This window comes from Brevundimonas vesicularis, from assembly GCF_027886425.1.
GTDB lineage: Bacteria > Pseudomonadota > Alphaproteobacteria > Caulobacterales > Caulobacteraceae > Brevundimonas > Brevundimonas vesicularis_C.
Genome location: NZ_CP115671.1, coordinates 2580797 through 2602032 on the forward strand (window position 1 = coordinate 2580797; position 21236 = coordinate 2602032).

The following is a 21236-nucleotide window of genomic DNA, read 5'->3' on the forward strand; positions in this document are numbered from 1 at the left end:
CGGTAGAGATCGGGCCGCACAATCAGCTCATATTCTGCCATCGACGATAAGCACCAGAGTTTGAAACACGACGCCGATTGCACCAAGCAAGCTCCCGGCTATCGCGAGGAGCAAGCCGAAGGATCGTGTCGCTTCCGGCTTTGCACGCAGGGCAATCAGGCATTTCCAACATAGGGCGCCAATGCTTGCCAGGCAGAGGACGCTGAAAGTCAGCCCGAAAGCGTTCCAGGCGCCGGCATCCCCACGCGCCACGTCGGCGGCGCTGGACAGCAGATACAGGCCCAGGAAATGGACGGCCCAGATCAGGAAGCCGCCCAGCACCAACAGCCAGAACCTCATGCGCCGACGCCCGGGAACAGGCGGATCAGAAGGGTCGTCGCCGCGCCTTGAACCGCCGTGAAGGCCACGAACAGGGCGACCACTTCGAATGTCGCCGGGTAACGCGGTGAAACCAGGCCGCAAAGCCAGCGCAGCAGGACGAACGGCCCCATCAACAACGAGATGCCGACGAATGTCCCTTGCCAGGCCAACAGCGCATAGACGGTCGCGCCCTGGCTGGAGGCGTTGGGGCGAAGGCCCGAGCTCCACCAGGCCGAGGCCTCGGCCGCAAAGGCGCCGCCCGCCGCCACGGTGGCGACCAGCATCAGAATGGCGGCGATGCCGGCGCTGCGCGGCCGGTCCAGCTTCAGCGCGCCTTGCGAGGCCCAGGCGCCGAGTCCGGCGGCCGCCAGCAGACCCAGGGCAAATGGCAGCGAGCCGATCTCGGGCGGCGCCTGCCACAGGTCCGGCCGCCGGCTCCACAGGAAGACGTAGGAGAAGCAGGCCATGATCGCGACCATGCCCGACACGATCAGGGTGATGACCATCGCCCACCAGCCATGACTGCTGGGGCCGGACACATAGGTCGGCAGTCGAACGCCGCCGCCGACATCCACCGTCGCTGGACCGCTTGGGCGATCCAGTCCCCAGCACCATTTGAGGATGCAGTAGACGGCCAGGACGCCGCTGACCAAGGAAGCGACATAGGCCTGGATCGTCAGGATCAAAAAGAAGCCGGCGGTGAAGATCGCGCCCCAGACATACCAGCTGGACGGCCGGGGCATCCGCTGGAGATATTGGGGCTCGGCGTTGATCGGACTGGTGATCATGGTCTCGCGCTCGCCACGCGGCGCGCCGGGCAGGAAATAACGGCCGGCCTCGACGTCGCGCGCCAGGTTCGGCTGGTCCCATACCGGATACAGACTCTTGATCACCGGGACGGACCGCAGCGAGTATCGACCGGCGGGCAGCCACTCCAGCCCCGGCCCGCCAAAGACATTGCCGGCGTCCTTCTCTCCGAAGGGCCGGAAGTTGCGGATCATGTCGATCATCCACAACACTACCGCCAGGCCGAACATGAAGGAGCCGACGGTCGAGATCATATTGGGCAGGTCCCAGCCCCGATCCGGCAGATAGGTATAGACCCGGCGCGGCATGCCCATCAGCCCGGTCAGGTGCATGGGCATGAAGGTGACGTTGTGACCGACGAACATCAGCCAGAAGATCCACTTGCCCCACCGTTCGCTGAGCGGCCGGCTGCTGGACATCGGCGTCCAGTAGTAGATGGCGGCGAATAACGGGAAGACCATCCCGCCGATCAGGACGTAATGCAGGTGGGCGACGATGAAATAGCTGTCGTGGGCCTGCCAGTCGAACGGCACCATGGCGACCATCACCCCGGTCAGCCCGCCCATGACGAAGATCACCAGCCCCCCGACCGCAAACAGGCCGGGCGTGTTGAACCGCATCTTGCCCGCCGCCAGGGTGGCGATCCAGGCGAAGACCTGCACCCCCGCCGGCACGCTGACAGCCATGGAGGCGGCGCTGAAATAGTTGATCGAGATCTGCGGCATGCCCGTGGTGAACATGTGGTGCGCCCAGACGCCGAAGCTGATGAAGCCGGTCGCCAGCATGGCCAGAACTACCAGCCGATAGCCGACCAGCTTGGTCTGGGCGACGGCCGGGATCAGGGTCGACATCGCCCCCGCCGCCGGCAGGAAGATGATGTAGACCTCGGGGTGGCCGAAGAACCAGAACAGATGCTGCCACAGCATGGGGTCGCCGCCCTTGGCCGCATCGAAGAAGGGCCAGCCCAGCGCGCGTTCCAGCTCCAGCAGCAGGGTCGACAGAATGATCGACGGGAAGGCGATGATGATCATGCAAGCGAAGATCAGCATGGCCCAGGCGAAGATCGGCAGCTTGTCCAGCGTCATGCCCGGCGCGCGCGTCTTCAGCACCCCGACGATGATCTCGATGGCGCCGGCGATGGCCGAAATCTCAATGAAGCCGATGCCCAAGAGCCAGAAGTCGGCGTTGATGCCCGGCGAGTAAGTCGTCGACGTCAGCGGCGGATACATGAACCAGCCGCCATTCGGCGCCAGGCCGAAGAACAGCGAGGCGAAGAAGCACAGCCCCCCGACCAGATAGGCCCAGAAGGCGTAGGCGCTCAGCCTCGGGAACGGCAGATCGCGCGCCCCCAGCATCTGCGGCAGCAACAGCACGCCCAGCGCCTCGACCGCGGGCACCGCGAACAGGAACATCATCACCGTGCCGTGCATGGTGAAGATCTGGTTGTAGGTTTCCTGCGCCAGGAAGCCGGTCATCGGCAGGGCCAGTTGGGTCCGCATCAACAGCGCCAGCACGCCTGCCAGCATAAAGAACAGCATGGCCGCGCCGACGTAATAGACGCCGATGTAGTTGTTGTTGATCGCCGTGATCCACTCCCACGGCCGCCGCGGGCCGCACCAGACCTCGTCGAGCTGCTCCAGCTCGCCCTCGGGCCGGGCTTCGGTGGTGGGGAAGCGTTTGTAGAGTTCGGGATCGAACCCGGTTTCCGAACTCATTTCAGGCTTTCCAGATAGGCGGCGACGGCGCGCACGTCCTGGCCCGACAGGACGGCATAGGACGGCATCCGGTTGCCGGGCTTCAGGCTCTGGCTGTCCGAAATCCAGCCGGCCATCGTCCCCTGATTGTTCGGGAGGATGCCGGCGCCCAGTGTCTGGCGCGAGCCGACGTGGGTCAGGTCCGGTCCCGCCAGACCGTTCGCCTCGGTCCCGCGAATGGTGTGACAGGCGGCGCAGCCCGAGGCGGCGAAGACGTTGCGCCCCTGGTCGATCAAGGCAAGCGGCCCCTGAGCCGAGGGCACGACGGCCGCCGGCCGCGACTGACGCGCCAACCATGCGACATAGTCGTCCGGCGCATGGGCCACGACCACCAGCCCCATCAGGGCGTGAGGACCGCCGCAGTATTCGGCGCATTGGCCGCCGTAGGTCCCAGGCGCATCGGCTTGCAGGCGCATGAAGTTGCGGCGGCCGGGGATCATGTCGGTCTTTCCGCCCAGGCGCGGCACCCAGAAGCTGTGGATCACGTCCGCGCTTTCCAGCTCGAACACGACAGGCTGGCCGGCCGGGATGTGGACCTCGTTGGCGTCCTGGACGATTTCTCGCCCCTGACCGTCAAGATAGGCGACGCGCCACCACCACATTTCGCCGGTGACGCGCACCCGCATTTCGCCGGGCTTGGGCGCATCGGCCACCCGCGCCGTGGTGGTCAGCCCATAGACCAGCAGCCCTGTTAGAACGACCACCGGGAAGACCAGTCCCGCAATCCAGATCAGGCGTTCGCCGCCGACCCGCCGCTTCCATTTGCGCGGCCCGAACAGGGCGATGCCGAGCGCCACGGCCACCACAACCATGACCACCGCCGCCATGATGAACAGCACCCAGGCGACGGTCTGGATCGGTCCGGCGAAGGGTCCGGCCGGATCCAGCACGGGTGGCGGCCAGCCGGCGATTCCGGGAGGGGCGTCAGTCTTCATCGAGCGTGTACAGATAGGCCGCGACGTCGCGGGCTTGGTCTTGCGTCAGGGGCATGGGCGGCATGGCGGTTCCGGGGTCCATCGACGGCGCGTCGATCAGCCAGCGGATCAGGACATCGGGCTGGTTCGGCAAGCGTCCGGCGATCAGGGGGCGCGCGCCGAACCCCGCTAGGTTCGAGCCGGACCGGCCCTCGGGCCAGGCGACGCCGGGTATCCGGTGACAGGCGGCGCAACCGACTTCCTTGATCACCGCCAGTCCGGCGGCCGCATCGGCCTGAACCACCGGCCGGGGCAGGTCGGACTTGTCCACGCAGGCGCACAGGGCGAGCGCCAGCGCGCAGGCCGCCGCCCGTCGTCCCATCACCTCGCCCGTCGTCCGAAAACCCATCCGCCCCCCAAAGCTTCGCCAGACCAATCCCCTTGTCGGACGGAGGTTCCCGACTGCGACATGGAGCCTCGGCTCACCGCCACAAGGAACCTTCGCCATAAGCAGGTGTTGCACCGCCGTGCGCGCCTCCCTTTCCGTTTTTGTGCTGCTGACCGGCCTGGCCGCCTGCGACTCCACGCCGGGCCAGACGGATCGCACCTTCACGGCAAATGGTCAGGTCATCGCCATGAGCGGCGGCGCCGGCGGGGCGGCCAACGCCTGCTTTACCTGTCACGGCTTGGACGGCGGCGGGGACGGGGTCGCCGCCCCGCGGCTTGCGGGCTTGGACGCCGGCTATCTGCAAAAGCAGTTGGAAGATTATGCATCGGGCCTGCGTCCCGACGACGCCATGACCCGCATCGCCAAGGCCTTGGACCAACAGGGGCGACGCGAGGTCGCCGCCTACTACGCCGCCCTGCCCGCGCCGCCGACGCAAACGCCCGTGTCGATGGCGCCCGCGCCCGCCCTCTATCTGAACGGCGACCGCTCGCGCGGCATCGTCGCCTGCGCCTCATGTCACGGCGACCGGGGTCAAGGCTCGGGCCAGGGCGGCAACCCGCAGATCGCCGGTCAGCCCGCCGCCTACACGCTGGAACAGATCGACCGCTGGAAAGCGGGCAAACGCCGCAACGACCCGCGCGGCGTCATGGCCGCCGCCGTCAAATCGCTTTCGGACCCAGAAGCCCGCGCCATAGCGTCCTGGCTGTCGACGCAACCCGCTTCTCCAGCGCGCGCCAGCGCCGCTGCCACCGGGTCCGCTTCGGTCGAAGCTGCGGCACGACCGGCAGCATCGCGTGAAACACGTCGTCCCTATCGATCAGATGGTGCTTGAGCGCGGCGCCGGCGTGGATCGGGATCATCAGCAGCAGGGTGACGACCAGTCCCCAGTGCATCCATTCCGCCGCCGCCTCGATAGCCCATAGCTGTGTGTTGGACAGATCCTGCAGCGGCAGCAGCGGCCATTTGATGAAGCCCAACGTCTCCAGCTGACGTGTCCGATCCGTCGCCGAAATCATGGCCCAGCCTGACAGCGGCAGGCCGAACAGGCAGATGTAGAAGACATAGTGGGTCACATGAGCGGCCATGCTTTCCCAACCCGGCTTGTCCGCATCATTGATCAGGTCGGGCGCCAACAGTCGCCACGACAGCCGGCCGATCACCAGGATCAGCATCAGCACGCCGATCGCGAAATGCAGGTCGTAGGCAGCCATCATGGCGCCGCCCACCGGCTGGCGTCCCATCCACCAGCCCCAACCGAGCTGGAAGATCACCAGCCCCGCCATCACCCAGTGAAAGCCGATGCCGACGGGCGAGTAGCGACCCTCGTCATGGTGACCCGCCGCCCATTCCAGCAGCTGCCTGAACAGTCTTTCGATCATGCCGGATGCGCCTCGGCGTCGGGGCCGATCATCCGCCCCAGCCGCCACAGGGCGGCGAACAGATACAGCGCCGCCGCCGGCGCCCACATGATCAGCCCGGCCGCCTGCTGATCCTCCAGCGGCGTCAGGCCCCAGGCCAGGGTCGAATAGGCATGGGGCGCATAGACCGCCTGCCCCGCAAAGGTCAGCACCGCCCCAAGCAGCCCCATCGCCAGCATGGCCGCCAACAGGGCGATGACCGCCGCTGGCGCAGACGCCGACCGCGCCGCGCACCAGAACCAGACGGCGCTCGCCAGCAAACTGATCTGCATCACCCAATAGACCGCATCGTTCGACAGGGCGGCGCCATAGGCGTCAGGCGCGTGCCAGGCCCAGAACACCACCGCCTGCACCGCCGCCGCCAGAATCAGCGACCCATATCGTCTCATGGGCAGGGCCGCCGCCAGCAAGGGCGCGGCGAGGCCGACCAACAGCACATGATGAACCGTCCGCGCCGAAAACAGCGCCGAACTGAGGGCGCACAATGGAGAAACAAATCCAACGGCCAATACCGCGACGGCCGCCAGACCATAGCCGCGCCGCCGCCCTTCCAACCGCCAAAGGACCACGCCCGCAGCTGCAACGAGGACGGCCAGCAAGATCGGATCAAGGTTCCAGCGCCACTCGCCGAAAGCCGGCGGGGGTCCGCAATACGGCATCCAACTCAAACCTGCACCCTCGCCCCTTGCCGGATCGCCTGATCCCCGTGAAAGGGAAAAGCCAAGCCAGCTGTGACGGTTCCGCAGGGTTCATTTCTACGACGAATTGCCGCGATCACCCCGTTCCAGCACTAGGGCGACTTCGGCCGTGTCTGTTGCAACCGACCGTGGCCGCAACTGATCGACCAAGAAGTCGACGAATACCCGGATGCGAGCGGGCACGCTCGCGCCGCCGACAAAGACGGCATGGATGGGCTCACGATCACCAGGATTGAAATCCTCGAGCAGCGGCACGAGCTCACCCTTCGCGATCGCGGCGGCGACGCTGAAGTTGCCCACACGCGTTACGCCGACGCCGGCCAGCGCAAGCTGCGTCAGGCTCTCGCCATTGTTTGCTTCCACGGGGCCGCGAACCGTGAGCGCATAGTCACGACCGTCCCGTCGGAAAGGCCACACGGGCTCCAACCTTCGGAAGTTGAAGTTCAGACAGTCATGTTGGTGCAGGTCCTCCGGCACGCGCGGCACGCCGCGACGCGCGAGATAGGCCGGCGACGCCACGATCGTTCGCCCCGTCTCACCCAGCCGTCGCGCCGTCAGCGGACTGTCCAGCAACGGCCCAAAACGAATGGCGACATCGGCCTGTCCAGCCGCGACATCCACGACATTATCCGTCAGATTGATGTCGACGAGGATTTGAGGGTAGCGCGCCACGAACGCGCCGATCAGCGGCACGACCACCTGCCGACCGTGCGCCAGGGATGCGCTAACCCTTAGGCGTCCCTGCGGCGCGCCCTGGTCCGAGATGGACTGCTCGGCCTCGTCCAGATCGGCGACAATTCTCCGTGCGGCGCTGAGATAGGCCTGGCCCTCGACCGTCAACGTCAAGGCGCGGGTTGTCCTCAGGACGAGCCTTACGCCCAGTCGCGCTTCGATCCGATCGATAGTTCGGCTCACGGCCGATGGCGTCAGCCCGAGAACCCGACCGGCCGCTGAAAAGCTGCCGGCCGCAGCCACGGCCGCGAACACCTCCATGTCGCGGGCGCGATCTGCGCCCGCTGACGGCGCCTTTGCGTGCATTTCAAAAATCCTTCGCTTTCGGAAGGCCTAACCGCTGCGCACGACCGCGTCCATCTGTGCGCAAGTCTTATTGGTCTGCGGATTTCCATCCTATGAAACTCAACCCTCCCCTGCTGGCGCTCGCCGCCGGCGCGTTCGGTATCGGCGTGACCGAATTCGCTCCTATGGGGCTGTTGCCCGTCATCGCAACCGATCTAGGCGTCTCTATTCCATCGGCTGGTCTGCTGATCAGCGCCTATGCTCTGGGCGTCGTCCTGGGCGCACCCTTGATGACCCTGGCTACGGGCCGCGTTCCGCGCCGCACCCTGCTTATCGGTCTCGCCGGCATCTTCACGATTGGCAATGCGCTGTCTGCGCTGGCTGACAACTACGCCCTGCTGATGATCGCGCGGATCATCACGTCGCTGAACCATGGGGCCTTCTTTGGCGTCGGCGCCATTGTGGCCGCCGGGCTGGTGCCGCCGGACCGCAAGGCCGGGGCGGTGGCTGCCATGTTCATGGGCTTGACCATCGCCAATGTCGTGGGCGTTCCTCTGGCCACCTGGGCGGGGGAAACCTTAGGATGGCGGGCCAGCTTCTGGGGCATTGCGATGATCGGCGTCATGGTGATGGCGGCTCTCGCCCTGACCCTGCCGAAAGCCGCCGCACCTGCCGCCGGCGACATGTTGGCTGAACTGCGCGTGCTTGGCCGCAGACGCGTCCTGTCGGCCTTGGCCCTGACGGTTATCGGCTCCAGCGCCATGTTCACCGTCTTCACTTACATCACGCCGATCCTGCGCGAACAGACCGGCGCATCGCTGGGTTTCATCACCGCGATGCTCGTCCTCTATGGGCTTGGCCTGACCGTCGGCAACTGGATCGGCGGCAAGTTTGCTGACCATTCTGTCGATCGCACGCTGATCGTCACCCTCGCCGGCCTGTCGCTCGTCCTGCTGACCTTCGCCGTGGCCATGCCTTTGGCCAACGTAAGCGCCGTTATCATCTTCCTGTGGGGCATCGCCAGCTTCGCGCTCGTGCCGCCGCTTCAGGTTCGCGTGATGGATGCAGCGCGTGAGGCCCCGAACCTGGCTTCGGCCGTCAACATCGGCGCTTTTAATCTCGGCAACGCCATCGGGGCCGCTCTGGGCGGCGCCGTCATCGCCGGCGGCCTCGGCTATCCAGCCGTTGCTATGGCCGGCGCCGGCGCGTCCGCCCTTGGTCTGCTGATGATCGTGCTGATGTCACGCCGACCAGCCGTCGTGGTCGCAGCCGAATAGGGAGCTCCGTCAGTCAGCCGTTGTCGTTGCCGGCGCTTTGGCAGCGGTGTTCGAGCGATAGTCGGCGGACGTCGGCGGCGTTCTGAAAGACGGCGCGGCTGATGAAGGCGCCCATGTCGCGCCAGGCGTTGGATATGGTCTGGAAGGTCTGTTCGTCGGTCTGGCTGGCGGCCAGGGCTTCGTTCCAGCGCGACGTCAGCGCGTTGATCTCGTCGAGCATCAAAAGCCGCCCGCAGGCGAGGGTCATCCGGTAGCTTGCGCTTCCTTGGCTCATTGTCAGAACTCCTCCCAGCCGGCCGTGTCCGCCTCCTCCACGACGGCCAGCGCGGCCGAGCCGGAGGATCGCAGGGCGGCCGGACGCGTGGGGCGGGTCGCGTTTGGCTTGCGTGGCGCTGGCGCGGCGAGGGCTCGGCTGCTCAGCGCGGTTTCGCGCGTCAGGCTGAAGCGCTGGACCAGATCCGACAGCTGACGGCTTTCAGAGGTCAGGCTATGGCTGGCCGCCGTCGACTGTTCGACCATGGCGGCGTTCTGCTGGGTCACCTGGTCCATCTGGTTGACGGCGGTGTTGACCTCTTCCAGCGCCGTCGACTGCTCGCGCGTCGAGGCCGTAATCTCGTTCATGAGCTCGTCGATTTCGGCGACGCGCTTGACGATGGACGATAGGGCCTCGCCCGTTTCTGCGACCAAGGTGACGCCGGACTTCACCTGGACGGACGAGGTGGTGATCAACGACTTGATCTCCTTGGCCGCCTCGGCGGACCGCTGCGCCAGGGCCCGAACCTCGGAGGCCACCACGGCGAACCCTCGCCCCGCGTCGCCCGCGCGCGCGGCCTCGACGCCCGCGTTCAGGGCCAGAAGGTTCGTCTGAAAGGCGATTTCGTCGATGACGCCGATGATCTGGTTGATCTGCGACGACGACTGTTCGATCGCGGTCATGGCTTCGACGGCGCGGCTGACCACCTCGCGCGACTGCTCGGCGGATTGACGCGAGGTTTCCACGACCGCGGCGGCGCGACTGGCGCCTTCGGCCGCCCGCTTCACCGTGGCGGTGATCTCGTCCAGCGCGGCCGCCGTTTCCTCCAGCGTGGCCGCCTGATGCTCGGTGCGCCGCGACAGGTCGTCGGCGGCTTCGCTGATTTCGGCGGCGCCCAGCTGCATGGCGCCCGTATTGCCGGCGATCTCGGCCATGGCGTCGTCAAGGCGCTGCATGGCGGTGTTGAAGTCGGTCTTCAGGCGCGCGTAGCCGCCGGTGAAGTCGGACGCGATGCGGGTTCGCAGATCGCCCTGCGCCAGGGCCGCCAGAGCCGCCGCCGTATCCTCCACCACCCGCGTCTGTTCGGCCTCGGCCTCTGCGCGCTTCTGGTCCGCCTCCAGGCGCTTGGTCTCGGAGGCTTCCAGATATAGCGAAATGACGAAATCCATGTCGAGCATCGCGGCCTTCACCACACTGGCCAGCGTCGCCGCCAAGGCCTTGCCGTCATCGCGCTTCGAAAACAGCGACCGCGTCTTAGCGTGGGATGTGACGATCGCCTCGATCAACCCTTCCAGGACCAGGGCGTAGCCGCCGATATACCAGCGCGGCTCCAGGCCGATGCGGGCGTGGGTCTGGCCGATGCGGCGCACGCCCTCGACATAGGCCGGATCAAAGGCGCCCGAGGCGATCAGGCCCCAGTGTCGCGCCTGGGCGTCCTTGGCCCCCGCGATCTGGCTTTCCGCGCCGAAGAAGCGGGCCACGTCAGGCGTCGCGCGAACCTGGGCGTAAAAAGCTTCAAGACTGGGCTGAAGCGCCGCCTCGATGACGGGTCTGGCGTCGGCGAGCCGAGACCTTGCGGCCTTGTCCATCTTCAAGAAGCGAAGTCTTTGATCCAGATTCATTGCGTCCGACATGACGGCCCCCTTGCATGGCGGTCAGTTGGACGACGTTCAATCTAAAAGCCGGTTGAAGTCCCTTCAGCCTGCAGACTGTTTCACAGCGGAAGCATTGTTTGCGCCGGTCTGACGTCAGGTCGCGGCGTGACCGATGTCCTTCGCCATGGCCTGCAGCAGCGGGATCAGCTGGGCGGCGGTCTTCAAACCCTCGCTGTTCAAAAGGCCGGCCAGACGACCGTATTGCGACCGCCGATCGTCCAGAACGGCGCGGCCTGCCTCGGTGATTTCCAGCATGGTGACCCGCCGGTCGTTTGGATGGGGCGAACGCTTGACCAGGTTAGCGCGAACCAAATGATCAACCAGCCGCGATAGCGAGGCCGGCGGCGCCTGAAGCGTCGATCCCAGAGCGCATTGTTTGACCCCGCGACGGCCCTCGCCGGCGATCAGGCTCAAGGCGCGGACGGCGGCATTGCTCTGACCGTCGGCGCGCAGGACGCGATCAAGCTGGCGATCAAGCTCAAGCAAGGCGGTGTCGAGCGCATAGAGCGCCATCGCGGGATCATCGAACTCCCGCACGGTGAACTCGTCCATCGTCCCCCGAACACCCATAGGTCCGGTGTGACAGGATTGGCCGCAACCTGCAAGATAGACGAAGGTCAACCCTTAGGGCTATCGAACTCTTAACAGTGCATCCTGAAGGAAACGATTTCATATCAGCGCAATCCTAGATTGCCGAGCAAGCCTTTGGAAACAAAGTGGCGAGGCAACAACCGGAAAGAGCCGATGGCGTCGGTCAGAATACATCCCGCCTACCCTGTCACGGCGACCCGATCGCTGGGGATAAGCACGGGAGGCGCGCTCGATGCTGAACTTCGAAGAGCGCTCGAAGTCGCCGCCATCCTGGTGACGACCGATCGACATGGGGTCATCACCGACTGCAATGATAAGTTCGTCGCAGTCAGCGGTTACAGCCGAGAGGAGTTGATCGGCTCGACCCACCGGATCGTGAACTCCGGCCTTCATTCCAAGGCCTTCTTCCAGGATCTGTATCGCGCGATCCGCAGCGGCAAGGTGTGGACCGGCACGTTGCGGAACCGTCGCAAGGACGGCAGCCTCTATTGGGTCGATACGACCATCGTGCCGGCGCTCAGCGGTCCCGAGGGTCCGGCGTCCTACACGGCCATCCGTTTCGAGGTGACCGAACATGTGCTGGCTCTGGAGGCCCTTTCGGAAGCGCGGCTCGTCGCCGAACGCGCCGCCGCGCTGCGCGACACCTTCCTCGCGACGATGAGTCATGAGGTTCGCACGCCGTTGAACGGCGTCCTGGGCCTGGCGCAGTCCCTGTCAGGCGCCGACCTGCCCGACGATGCGCGCCAGAAGGTCGATCTGATTATCAAGTCCGGCGAGACGCTGAGGCGCATTCTGGACGATGTGCTGGACCTGTCCAAAATCCAGGCCGGCGAGATGAACCTGGTCAACGAACCCTTTGCGCCGTCCGACACCATTTCCGGCGCGGTCGATCTGATGCGGCCGCTGGCCAGCGAACAGGGACTTGAGCTGATCTCCCGGTTCGACGGCCTTCCGCCCCATCTCATGGGCGACGGGGCCCGCCTGCGTCAGGTCGTGCTGAACCTGGTCTCCAATGCCATCAAATTCACTGCAGTCGGCCAGGTGCTGGTCGATGCGCGCTACTCTAAGCCGTCCCGGCGTCTTCGCATCCGCGTCGCCGATACCGGCATGGGCTTTGATCGATCGACGGCGAAACTGTTGTTCTCGCCGTTCAGCCAGGCCGACGATTCCATCTCGCGGCGGTTCGGCGGCACGGGCCTTGGCCTCTCCATCAGTCGTCGTCTGGCGGAGCTGATGAGCGGCCGCCTCAGGGTGCGTTCAAAGCCCGGTCGGGGAACGCTCTTCGTTCTCGACTTGCCGATGGATCCCAGCGGCGAGATCACCCGCGAAAGCGAGAGCCATGTGGAGGCGCTGGATCGACTCTATGGCGCGCGGATTCTCTTGGCGGAGGACAATCTCGTCAACCAGCAGGTCGTCCAGGCGCTCCTCAGCGGCTTCGGCTGTCAGATCGATGTCGCCGAAAACGGCCAGGAAGCCGTCGATCTGTGGTCAGCGCACGCCTACGACCTGATCATGATGGACATGCAGATGCCGGTCATGGACGGCGTCGAGGCCATCCGCAGCATCCGCAGAGGCGAACAACAGCGCGAGGTCAACAGGCTCCCGATCGCCATGCTGACCGCCAACGCCTCGTCCAACCATCGCGATCTGGCCTCACGCGCCGGCGCCGACGTCGTCATCCCCAAGCCCCTGTCCGCCGATCACCTGATCTTCGAATCCGCCCGCCTCCTCAACAACGCCGCCCGCTGTCATTGGATATAGCCCCTGACAGAACAGGCTTCCGGGCTCGCGTCCGGAAGCCTGCTTTGCGTCAGAAGTAGAAGCGCACGGCTGCGGTGATGGTGCGGCCAGGCAGGGCTTGGGCCAACACAACGCCGCTGGCGGGCAGCGTGTCGGCCGACACTTCCGTCAGCGCGGTTTCGTCGAACAGGTTGTTGGCGGTCACCGACAGCACGACGCGGTCGATGGGGCGCACCTGGACGAAGGCGTTGACCGTGGCGTAGCCCGGCATCTTCAGTTGGTTGACGTCCTGCGTATAGCTCTCGGTCGTGCCGACGACGCTGGCGCCCACCGTGAACAGGTCCGTCTCGTACTGCGGCATGACCTGGAAGATCAGGTCGGCCTGACGGCGCGGCGAGTTGCCGACCAGGGCCGCGTCCTCGGCCTTGGTGATCTCGGCGCTGGTGACGGTGGCGCTGCCGGTCAGGCTGAACGGACCGTGACGCACGCCGGCCTCGAACTCGGCGCCCTTGGCCTCGTAGCTGCGCTGGACCAGCACCAGACGGGTGACGCCGCCGGCATCCGCGCGGATCTGCTGGTTGGTCTCGCTGACCTCGGCCCAGAAGCCCGTGACGTTGGCGAACAGGCCGTTGGCGCGATACTTCATGCCGATTTCGGCCTGGTTCACCGGATCATAGGCCGCGTCGGCCTGCAGCAGGTCGCCGTCGACATTGCTGATGGCCGGCGAACGCAGGATCTTGTCCGCTGCGGCACGCGCGCCCTCGCTGTAACGGGCGAAGGTCGAGAAGCTGTCCGAGACGCGGTAGTTGGCGCTGAGCGAATACGACACATAGTCGTAGTCGTAGTCGACCGGGGTGGCGCTGGCCGCCGGCGCAAAGGCGAAGGTGCGCTCGGCTTCAGAGATGACGCCGTCGTTGTCCACGTCGATGGTGCGAACGTCGGTCAGGCCGTTGGCGACCGTGCGGCCGCTGACGTCGCCGCTGTCGAAGCGGATCGATCCGCCCAGCGCCAGCTTGCCTAGCCGGTAGTTCAGCGAGGCGTAGGGCGCCAGCACCTTGTAGGTCACATCGGTGCGCGAGTTGGACCCGGCGCCCGAGGGTCCGAAGAAGTTGACGACGCCGTCCTGCGTGCGGGGCGTGCCGTTCGTATTGAAGATATCGACCAGGGCCGAGTTTCCGCCGCCCACGACATCCTGAAGGAACGGGATGTACTGGCGATCGAACTTCAGATCCTGCTGGGCCGAATAGACGCCAACGGTGGTCGTCAGGTCGCCGCCACCGATCTTCCAGACGCGGTTGGCGCGCAGATCGTTGGTGAAGTTATCCAGGCTGTCGATGTCGGTGTGGACCAGGGTCGAATAGGCCAGTAGGCCGTTGCCGTTCAGGGTCGTCGGGCTGGTGATCGCCTGACCGGCGCGCGGACCTGTGGCGTAGGCCAGGGTTCCGGGACGACGGCCGAACGCCAGCGACGCCTGGGCCGCCGGCACCACGGCCAGCGGGTAGTTGAACGACTGATCGCCCGATTGCTGCGCGTAGCGCATGTGCTCGGAAATCGTCCAGCCGTGCAGGTTGAAGCGGGTCTGGAAGCCCATCGCGCGCACCTGAACCTGATTGCCGTCCTGCAGATTGACGCGCTTCAGGTTGTTGTCGCCGTCCAGCAACGGGAAGACGGTGGTGTTGCGCGACGTCAGGGTGTCGCGCGTCATCGAGAAGTTCGGAACGTCGCTGTAGTTGGGATCGTCGTTCGTGCCGGACACCAGCAGAGGCGTCGGCCCATAGGCGATGACGGTGTCATCCAGGATCTTGCCGTACAGACGTACGAAGCCGCCGTCGAAGGTCTTGGTGATGTTGGCCTTGATCTGGCCGCCCTTGTTGCCCGTGAAGCCGGAGTCGCGCGGGCCTTCACCTTCGCGATAGAAGCCGCCGACGTGGAAGCGCACGGTGTCGCTCAGGTGACCGCCATAGCTGAAGTCGCCGCGATAGGTGTCGTAATCCAGGCCCGAAGACACCTGGACCGAGCCGCCTTCGACCTCACCCGTCTGCGAGATCAGGTTGATCACGCCGCCCGGCGCGTTCGATGCGAAGGTCGAGGACGACCCGCCGCGGATGGACTCGATCTGGCCGACGTTGAAGTCGTAACGCATGAAGTAGTCCGGCACCAACGCCAGGATGTCGCCGAACTCCAGAACAGGCAGACCATCTTCCTGGAACTGCAGATACTTCGCGCCGGTGCTGACCATCGGCAGGCCGCGGATCGTATAGTTGCCGTTGGTCTCGCCCGTGCTGGCCTCGGCGCGAATGCCGGGGATGGTGCGAAACAGGTCGTTGATAGAATAGGCGCCGATCTTGGCGATCTCGACATCGTTGATCGAGCTGGTGGAGGTCGCGCTGTCCAGCCTGTCGCGCGCCTTGGCCACGCCCGTCACGATCACGTCGTCTTTGGCCCGCGTCCGGCTGGCCTCCCAGGCCGTCTGGCGCTGCGGCGCAGGTTGCATCTGCGCATGAGCAGGCATGGCGAGGATAAGCGGCGCAAACGCGGCCGTGAGGTACAGGGATTTCAAGGAAGCCTCCAAGGCGTTGTCCGGCAGTACAGAGACTGGACAACTGATTTTCGTTCGGAAATTCTTCCATGCAGTTTCTTGCATGGCTGTTATCAATAAAACACGGATGTGTTTGATGATTTATAATGCCAGACTACGGATTAATACTGACATAACGGCGCTTACGAAGTTCGGATTGTTGCGCCGGTTTCTACAACACTCAACTGGATCGATATCTTAGAACTCGTTCCAGTCGTCATCGGCTGCTTCGCTAGACAGGGCGAGCGCACCTACCGTGCGGATGACTTTGGGCGCCGACCGGGGAGCGGACGCGGTGTCCCGGCGAGGCGCCGGTGCGGCCGAGGTCGTCGTATTCAGGCGGAACCTGGACACCAGGGTCGCCAGCTCATCGGCTTCGGTCGCCAGGATGCGCGCAGCCGCCGTCGCCTCTTCCGCCATGGCGGCGTTCTGCTGGGTCATGCGGTCCATGCTGCCGACGGCGCTGTTGACCTGCTTCAGGTTCTCGGACTGGACCTGCGCCCCGTGCGCGATGTCCACGATCAGGGTGTTGGCGTCGCCGATCTTGGACACGACCCGCGCCAGCATCTCGCTCGTTTCGCCAACGCGATCGACGCCCAGTCGAACCTCGTCCGACGACTTGCTGATCAGTTGCTTGATGTCTTTGGCGGCATCGACGGTGCGCTTGGCCAGTTCGCGCACCTCGCCGGCGACAACGGCGAAACCGCGTCCGGCATCGCCCGCTCTCGCGGCCTCGACGCCGGCATTCAAGGCCAGAAGATTGGTCTGCAAGGCGATGGCGTCGATCATGTTGATGATCTCGCCGATCTCCTGAGATCCGGCCTTGATGGCGTCCATGGCGACGATCGCTTCTTCAACGATCACGCGACCGTCCGCGGCGTCGCCATTGGCCAGGGTGATGGCGTTGCGGGCGTTGGCCGCGCTGCGCGCCGTGTCGCCGACCATGTCGGTGACGTGGTTGGTGGCGGTGGTGGTTTGCTGCAGGCTGGACGCCTGCTGTTCGGTTCGCAACGACAGGGTTTCGGACGCCGAGCAGATCTGCGTGGCGCCCAGGCGAACGCTTTGGGCCGAACCGGCGACGCTGGCCATGCTTTCTTCCAGGCCCTGCACCGCCACGTTGAAGGCCGTGCGCAGGCGCTCGTACTGCGGGGCGAACGGCGTGCGAATGGTGTGGGTCAAATCACCGGCGGCCAAGGCCTCCAGAGCTGTGTCGAGCTCCTCGACGACGTGACGTTGCGCGGCGTCGGCGACGATCTTCTCGCGCTCGGCCGCGTCCTTGGCCAGATCGGCGGCCGCCTTGGCCCGTTCCGCCTCGGCCTTGGCCAGAGCCGTGTCGCGGAACACCAGGACCGCGCGCGCCATGTCGCCCAGTTCGTCGGCATGGCTGGCGTCCACGACGATTTCGTTGTCGCCCTTTGCCAGTTGGCCCATGGCCTCGGTCAGGACCGTGATCGGGCGCGCGATCATGCGGCTGAGCATGGCCGACAGCACCATGGCGATCGTGATCAGGGCGATGCCGCCGACGATCAGGGCGATGATCGCGGTGACGATCGCAGCCTGCTGGCGTTCCAGATTTTTCTCGGTCACGGCGGCTTCGGCCTCACGCAGGTCGCGCAGGGGCAGAACAGCCGCGCTGACCAGCACCTTCTTGCCGGCGTCGCGCACCTCTTGCTGCGCCTGCTCGCGCTTTCCGGCGCGAACCTCGGCGATCATGCGATCGCCCCAGTCGGCTCTCCAGGCCAGGGTGGCGAGGCGCGATTTTTCGAGCAGCGCCTGTTTTTCGGCGTCGCCCAACTGACCCTTCAGCTCGACGACGACCTTGTCGAACTCGTCGCGCCCTTCGTAGTAGGATTTCAGATAGGTCTCGTCGCCGGTGACCAGAAAGCCTCGAAACTGGCTATTCTGGCGCAGGATCGCGGTTTCCAGCGACATGGCCTGCGCCTCGACCGTGCGGCTGAGATTGTTGCTCTCGATGGACGAGCGGATCATCATGATCGTGGCGAAAAAGACCGCCATCATGATCGCCGCCGAGACGCAGATCAGGATGAAGGAAAGCCGCAGCTTTCTCGGAATTCGCATCTTCGACATCATGAGCTCGTCCCCGTTACGCACTTATACTTACCTAGGGGCAACCGATTACTCAGCTGACGCCACTGCGCACAGCCCGGTCTCGGTTCGAGCTACGCAAAACACCCTGTTTTTCAGGTGACTATCCACCCCTATGACGGAACGACTAAAAAGATAGTTAAGCTGCCGACGCCCGGGCGCTCACATTGACCGGACTTGAATTTCGCGAGATTCATGCGCTGTTAAGCGAGGTGATCATAGGTAAGTCACCCTTCCCGTCCGCGCTTCAAGCAACGCCGGGTCGCAACCCCCGGATGAATACTTCTTCAGGCCGGGGACACACAAGTAACAGTTCGTTTTATTCGGAATGCGCGACGATGCGATTGGTGACTGGATGATCTGCCCCGTCGCCGACCGTTTCACCCAGGAACTCGCGGCCCAGGCCGACCGCTGCCGCGCAATGGGGTCGCCCTTCGTCGCCCGCGTTCTCGAAGCCGCAAGCCGGCAACTTTCGCACGCACCGCTCACCGCCGCACGGCTGTATGACTGGCCGGGAGATCAGGCTGCGGCTGCCCTGGCCCTGCGCTTGAATGGCGCCCTGCACGCCCTGGCGCGCGCGGGCCGGTCCTACGCCCTGACTAGCCTCTATCGTCGCGAACACACCGACTTCGACGCGGCCGTGGCTGACGCCCTGGCCCGGAACGATCGATACATCGCCGACTGGATCCTGCATCCGCCGCAAACGAACGAGGTGGCGCGCGCCGCCGCGCTGATGAGCGCGCTGATGGCCGCCCCTCTGGATCGCGCCATGCCCTTCGAGTTGCTCGAGCTCGGGTCCAGTTGCGGCCTGAACCTGAATCTGGATCGCTACGCCTATGCTCTGGGGTCGGCGTCAGCCGGCGATCCCTTCTCGGACGTGCAGATCGAACCCCTGTGGCAGGGCGCGTCGCCGAAGGCCGGCCCGGTTTCTATCGCGGCGGCGCGCGGGGTCGATCTGCACCCGCTGAACGCCGCAGACCCGGCGCATCGCGAACGACTGCTGGCCTTCGCCTGGGCCGACCAGCCGGCGCGCACCCAACGCCTCGAGAACGCCCTGCGCATCGCCGCCGATCATCCCCCGCGTATCGATCAAGGCGACGCCGTGCCCTGGCTGGCCGACCGGCTTGCCGAGCCGCAGCCGGCCGGGCGCTGCCGCGTCGTCATGCACACCATGGTTCTGCAATATCTCAGCGACGACGACCGGCGTCAGATCACAGCGCTGCTATCAACCGCCGGCCGCCGCGCCGACGCCGACCACCCGCTGCTCTGGATCAGCTTCGAATGGACCCGCGACCGCAGCCACGTCGAGCTGCGCCTGACGGCCTGGCCCACCGGCGAAACCCGCGTCCTGGCCCACTGCCATCCCTACGGTGACGCAGTGGAGTGGTTACCACTTTTGGTGACGGCTTTGGCGGCGTAGCCTTCGGACGTCACCCCCATTCCCTGGAATGCGGCTGAAGCGCAAAGCACCATACCTTCTAGCGTCGGCAACGCGCCAGAAACAGCCACTGCCGGCGCCAGCAGACTGAACATTCCAGGCTGACACCTTTGAATAGTCGCGTGTCGATTAAGAGCCAAAAGCAGTTGCATCGATCAATTTGGCCAGCTGAGCCGCTAGCACTTTCAGGGCAAGGCCCTTCTGGTTCGGCAGGAGAACAACAAAGCCTTCCTCGAACTGCCGTTTCATTCTCGCGTCGTCGCCTCGCTGGAGACTGTGCCGAGCGGGCAGATGCTGTTTCTTGTCGCCCGAGGCGGGACGGGCTTCACGGCCGGCAGCTTCGGCTACTGGTTCCGCGACGCTGCCGCGAAGCCGGGATCTCGGATCGCTCCGCCCACGGCTTGAGAATCTGCCGCGACGCGCTTGGCCGATGCTGGATACATCGAGGCGCAGATCAAGGCCGTAATCGGTCACTAAACCTCGAAGGAGGTCGAATGCCACACTAAGGCGCGGGATCAGAAGCAGCTCGCGAAAGACGCCTTTGCCCTGATTGGCGGCACGCAAAGCGAACAGATTTTGGCTAACCCCACCCCAAAGTTTGCCGAACAGGTCAACATCTAGTTGTAATCAAATGAAATCGTCATGCGGGTGGCGGGCCACCGACGATGGAAATGAGCACTATACCTACGCTATAGCCCTACGTTCAGAATGACCAAGCGAGCTAACGCCTACCTTGTTAGGAACTCCGTCTTCACCAAAGAGGCGGCGACGCCAAGGCCCGCCAGCCGCCAACCCTATGCCACTTCCGCGTCGGAGCTGAAGCGACGTGGGCGGCAGCTACCGCATAAGATTTCATCGGGCGGGCAAGTCATGCAGTTAGACGGTTAACTTCCCTTGTGCAGCTTCCTGTTCTGCGTCCGCGAATGCAGGTACTGGCTTGTTACCGGCGGCCTGCTCACTAGTGTCAGTGTGTGACAACGACTCGCGCCAAGCTAGAATCGATGACCGACGCCGGAGAGTTCGAAGGCCTGGCGACGGCTGTACTTCGACGCGCCAATCCTGACTACGCGAGCCTCGTCCATTCCGGGGTGAACGCTGAGGGTCGCCCCATTGCAGCGGCAGTCGACGGCTACAGTCTCGGCGGTCAGACCAAGCCCTCGGTATTCACCGCTCATACCACCATGAAGCTTTCGAAGCTTCGCAGCAAATGGCTAGATCCCGTCGAAGGCGATATCGATAAGGCGAAACGCCAGGCGCATGCGGTCGGCGCTAGCGGAGGCATCCTAGTCCTGCCCTTGAACCGTGAACCGCCGATTGAGTTTGTCGCGGACGCCGAAGCGGCCTGCCAGGTCGCAGGTTTCGAACTCGACCTCTGGACGCAGTCCCGGATCGCCGACTTCCTCGACGACGACGCTGAAGGGCAATGGATCCGCCGTCGCTTTTTCGGTGAACCCGAAGTTCGTCTGTCAGGCTCAACTCTGCGCTCCATCGCCGAGACCGGGCCCGTCGATGTCTCCCTCTTCGACAAGGCGCTGCGCTCACGCCGCGACAAGCCGCCCTCAATCTAACATCGCGGCTGCAGGGCGGCCAACGTCTGGTGGCGTGCGATTCACCGTGAAGCCATAAGATGTGCCTCCGCGCCACAAGGCGCAGCCCGCCGAAGTGGCTGTCGCAAAGCGGTTTTCCGCACCTTTTCGATAGAGTGTCTTTCGACTGAGCCGCAGCCTTGCAGACAGCGAAAACAGTCAATCTGTAGCTTCTACTCGAGTGTGGGAAGAACTCGTTTGCTTTCGCCTTCCTTTGCTCGCCGTCCCCTCATGCCGAACCACTGCACACCGAACCAAATCGCGAAACTGATCGAGTAGATTGGTAGGCTGCCCCAAGGGTTGAAGCCGTCTCCGTCTGCGTAGCCAAATCCCGACAGTACGAACATGACGACAAAGGCGGCCACAAAAGCGAAAATCAGGCGCTTTGGGTTGTCGCCAATGCTTCGGAACAACCACAAAAACAGCGACGATAATAGAAATGTGGCGATGAGCGCGCCGAGAAATATTCCAAGTAGATAGGACATATATATTCTCCTCCCGGTAGTGCTATCGTGGACCGTACATTCGGAGGGCGCAATGATTTCCCTATTCATAGCCGCGGCCCTGCTGTCATTCCCCCAGGAATTAACACGGGC

At 64.7% G+C, this 21236-nt stretch carries 18 protein-coding genes and 1 pseudogene; 5 read left to right on the plus strand and 14 right to left on the minus strand.

Annotated features, from left to right (window positions below; genetic code table 11):
* Positions 1–27: 27 nt before the first annotated feature.
* The 4 genes from PFY01_RS13165 to PFY01_RS13180 are packed head-to-tail and all read right to left on the minus strand — an operon-like array spanning position 28 to position 4244.
* Positions 28–339, minus strand: a complete 312-nt coding sequence (locus tag PFY01_RS13165; RefSeq protein ID WP_271041616.1) for a hypothetical protein — start codon at positions 337–339, stop codon at positions 28–30.
* Positions 336–2882, minus strand: coding sequence for a cbb3-type cytochrome c oxidase subunit I (locus PFY01_RS13170; protein WP_271041617.1), 2547 nt, complete (start codon positions 2880–2882; stop codon positions 336–338). Before PFY01_RS13170 ends, PFY01_RS13165 begins: the two co-directional genes overlap by 4 nt.
* Complete coding sequence (coxB, locus tag PFY01_RS13175; protein ID WP_271041618.1) at positions 2879–3856, minus strand: cytochrome c oxidase subunit II; 978 nt, start codon at positions 3854–3856, stop codon at positions 2879–2881. Before coxB ends, PFY01_RS13170 begins: the two co-directional genes overlap by 4 nt.
* On the minus strand, positions 3846–4244 hold the full coding sequence (locus PFY01_RS13180; protein WP_271041619.1) for a c-type cytochrome: 399 nt from the start codon (positions 4242–4244) through the stop codon (positions 3846–3848). Before PFY01_RS13180 ends, coxB begins: the two co-directional genes overlap by 11 nt.
* Positions 4245–4470: 226 nt before the next feature.
* Here PFY01_RS13180 and PFY01_RS13185 point away from each other — a divergent pair.
* A pseudogene (locus PFY01_RS13185) lies at positions 4471–4935 on the plus strand (c-type cytochrome); the annotation flags it as partial.
* A 7-nt stretch (positions 4936–4942) separates the two neighbouring features.
* Here the strand turns inward: PFY01_RS13185 and PFY01_RS13190 are convergent.
* The 3 genes from PFY01_RS13190 to PFY01_RS13200 form a co-directional block, all read right to left on the minus strand.
* The gene (locus tag PFY01_RS13190; RefSeq protein WP_137722165.1) at positions 4943–5662 is read right to left on the minus strand and encodes a cytochrome b; all 720 of its coding nucleotides are present in this window, start codon (positions 5660–5662) and stop codon (positions 4943–4945) included.
* Complete coding sequence (locus PFY01_RS13195; RefSeq protein WP_271041620.1) at positions 5659–6300, minus strand: cytochrome c oxidase assembly protein; 642 nt, start codon at positions 6298–6300, stop codon at positions 5659–5661. The genes PFY01_RS13190 and PFY01_RS13195 overlap by 4 nt, the downstream gene beginning before the upstream one ends.
* Positions 6301–6456: 156 nt before the next feature.
* A complete protein-coding gene (locus PFY01_RS13200) occupies positions 6457–7437 on the minus strand; it encodes a LysR substrate-binding domain-containing protein (protein WP_271041621.1) in 981 nt (326 codons plus the stop codon).
* A gap of 92 nt (positions 7438–7529) precedes the next feature.
* Here PFY01_RS13200 and PFY01_RS13205 point away from each other — a divergent pair, with 92 nt between their 5' ends.
* A complete protein-coding gene (locus tag PFY01_RS13205) occupies positions 7530–8693 on the plus strand; it encodes an MFS transporter (protein WP_271041622.1) in 1164 nt (387 codons plus the stop codon).
* 13 nt (positions 8694–8706) lie between these two features.
* Here PFY01_RS13205 and PFY01_RS13210 read toward each other — a convergent pair whose 3' ends face one another.
* The 3 genes from PFY01_RS13210 to PFY01_RS13220 form a co-directional block, all read right to left on the minus strand.
* On the minus strand, positions 8707–8967 hold the full coding sequence (locus tag PFY01_RS13210) for a hypothetical protein (RefSeq protein ID WP_137722168.1): 261 nt from the start codon (positions 8965–8967) through the stop codon (positions 8707–8709).
* A 2-nt stretch (positions 8968–8969) separates the two neighbouring features.
* Complete coding sequence (locus PFY01_RS13215) at positions 8970–10580, minus strand: methyl-accepting chemotaxis protein (protein ID WP_271041623.1); 1611 nt, start codon at positions 10578–10580, stop codon at positions 8970–8972.
* Positions 10581–10694: 114 nt separating this feature from the next.
* Positions 10695–11153 carry a MarR family winged helix-turn-helix transcriptional regulator gene (locus tag PFY01_RS13220; protein ID WP_271041624.1) on the minus strand — a complete coding sequence of 153 codons (459 nt, stop codon included), beginning with the start codon at positions 11151–11153 and terminating at the stop codon, positions 10695–10697.
* Positions 11154–11345: 192 nt separating this feature from the next.
* On the opposite strand from PFY01_RS13220, the gene PFY01_RS13225 reads away from it, so the two are divergent.
* Positions 11346–12953, plus strand: coding sequence for a PAS domain-containing hybrid sensor histidine kinase/response regulator (locus tag PFY01_RS13225; RefSeq protein ID WP_271041625.1), 1608 nt, complete (start codon positions 11346–11348; stop codon positions 12951–12953).
* 49 nt (positions 12954–13002) lie between these two features.
* Here PFY01_RS13225 and PFY01_RS13230 read toward each other — a convergent pair whose 3' ends face one another.
* On the minus strand, positions 13003–15492 hold the full coding sequence (locus tag PFY01_RS13230; protein ID WP_271041626.1) for a TonB-dependent receptor domain-containing protein: 2490 nt from the start codon (positions 15490–15492) through the stop codon (positions 13003–13005).
* 216 nt (positions 15493–15708) lie between these two features.
* Positions 15709–17589, minus strand: coding sequence for a methyl-accepting chemotaxis protein (locus PFY01_RS13235; RefSeq protein WP_271041627.1), 1881 nt, complete (start codon positions 17587–17589; stop codon positions 15709–15711).
* A 355-nt stretch (positions 17590–17944) separates the two neighbouring features.
* On the opposite strand from PFY01_RS13235, the gene PFY01_RS13240 reads away from it, so the two are divergent.
* Positions 17945–19036: a DUF2332 domain-containing protein gene (locus PFY01_RS13240; protein ID WP_271041628.1), complete on the plus strand. Its 1092-nt coding sequence runs from the start codon at positions 17945–17947 to the stop codon at positions 19034–19036.
* Positions 19037–19183: 147 nt separating this feature from the next.
* Here PFY01_RS13240 and PFY01_RS13245 read toward each other — a convergent pair whose 3' ends face one another.
* Positions 19184–19618 (minus strand): hypothetical protein, encoded by a 435-nt coding sequence (locus tag PFY01_RS13245; RefSeq protein WP_271041629.1) that lies wholly within the window; start codon positions 19616–19618, stop codon positions 19184–19186.
* Positions 19619–20055: 437 nt separating this feature from the next.
* On the opposite strand from PFY01_RS13245, the gene PFY01_RS13250 reads away from it, so the two are divergent.
* A complete protein-coding gene (locus tag PFY01_RS13250) occupies positions 20056–20622 on the plus strand; it encodes a hypothetical protein (protein WP_271041630.1) in 567 nt (188 codons plus the stop codon).
* A gap of 191 nt (positions 20623–20813) precedes the next feature.
* Here the strand turns inward: PFY01_RS13250 and PFY01_RS13255 are convergent, their stop codons facing one another.
* Positions 20814–21125, minus strand: coding sequence for a hypothetical protein (locus tag PFY01_RS13255; RefSeq protein ID WP_271041631.1), 312 nt, complete (start codon positions 21123–21125; stop codon positions 20814–20816).
* Positions 21126–21236 lie beyond the last annotated feature (111 nt).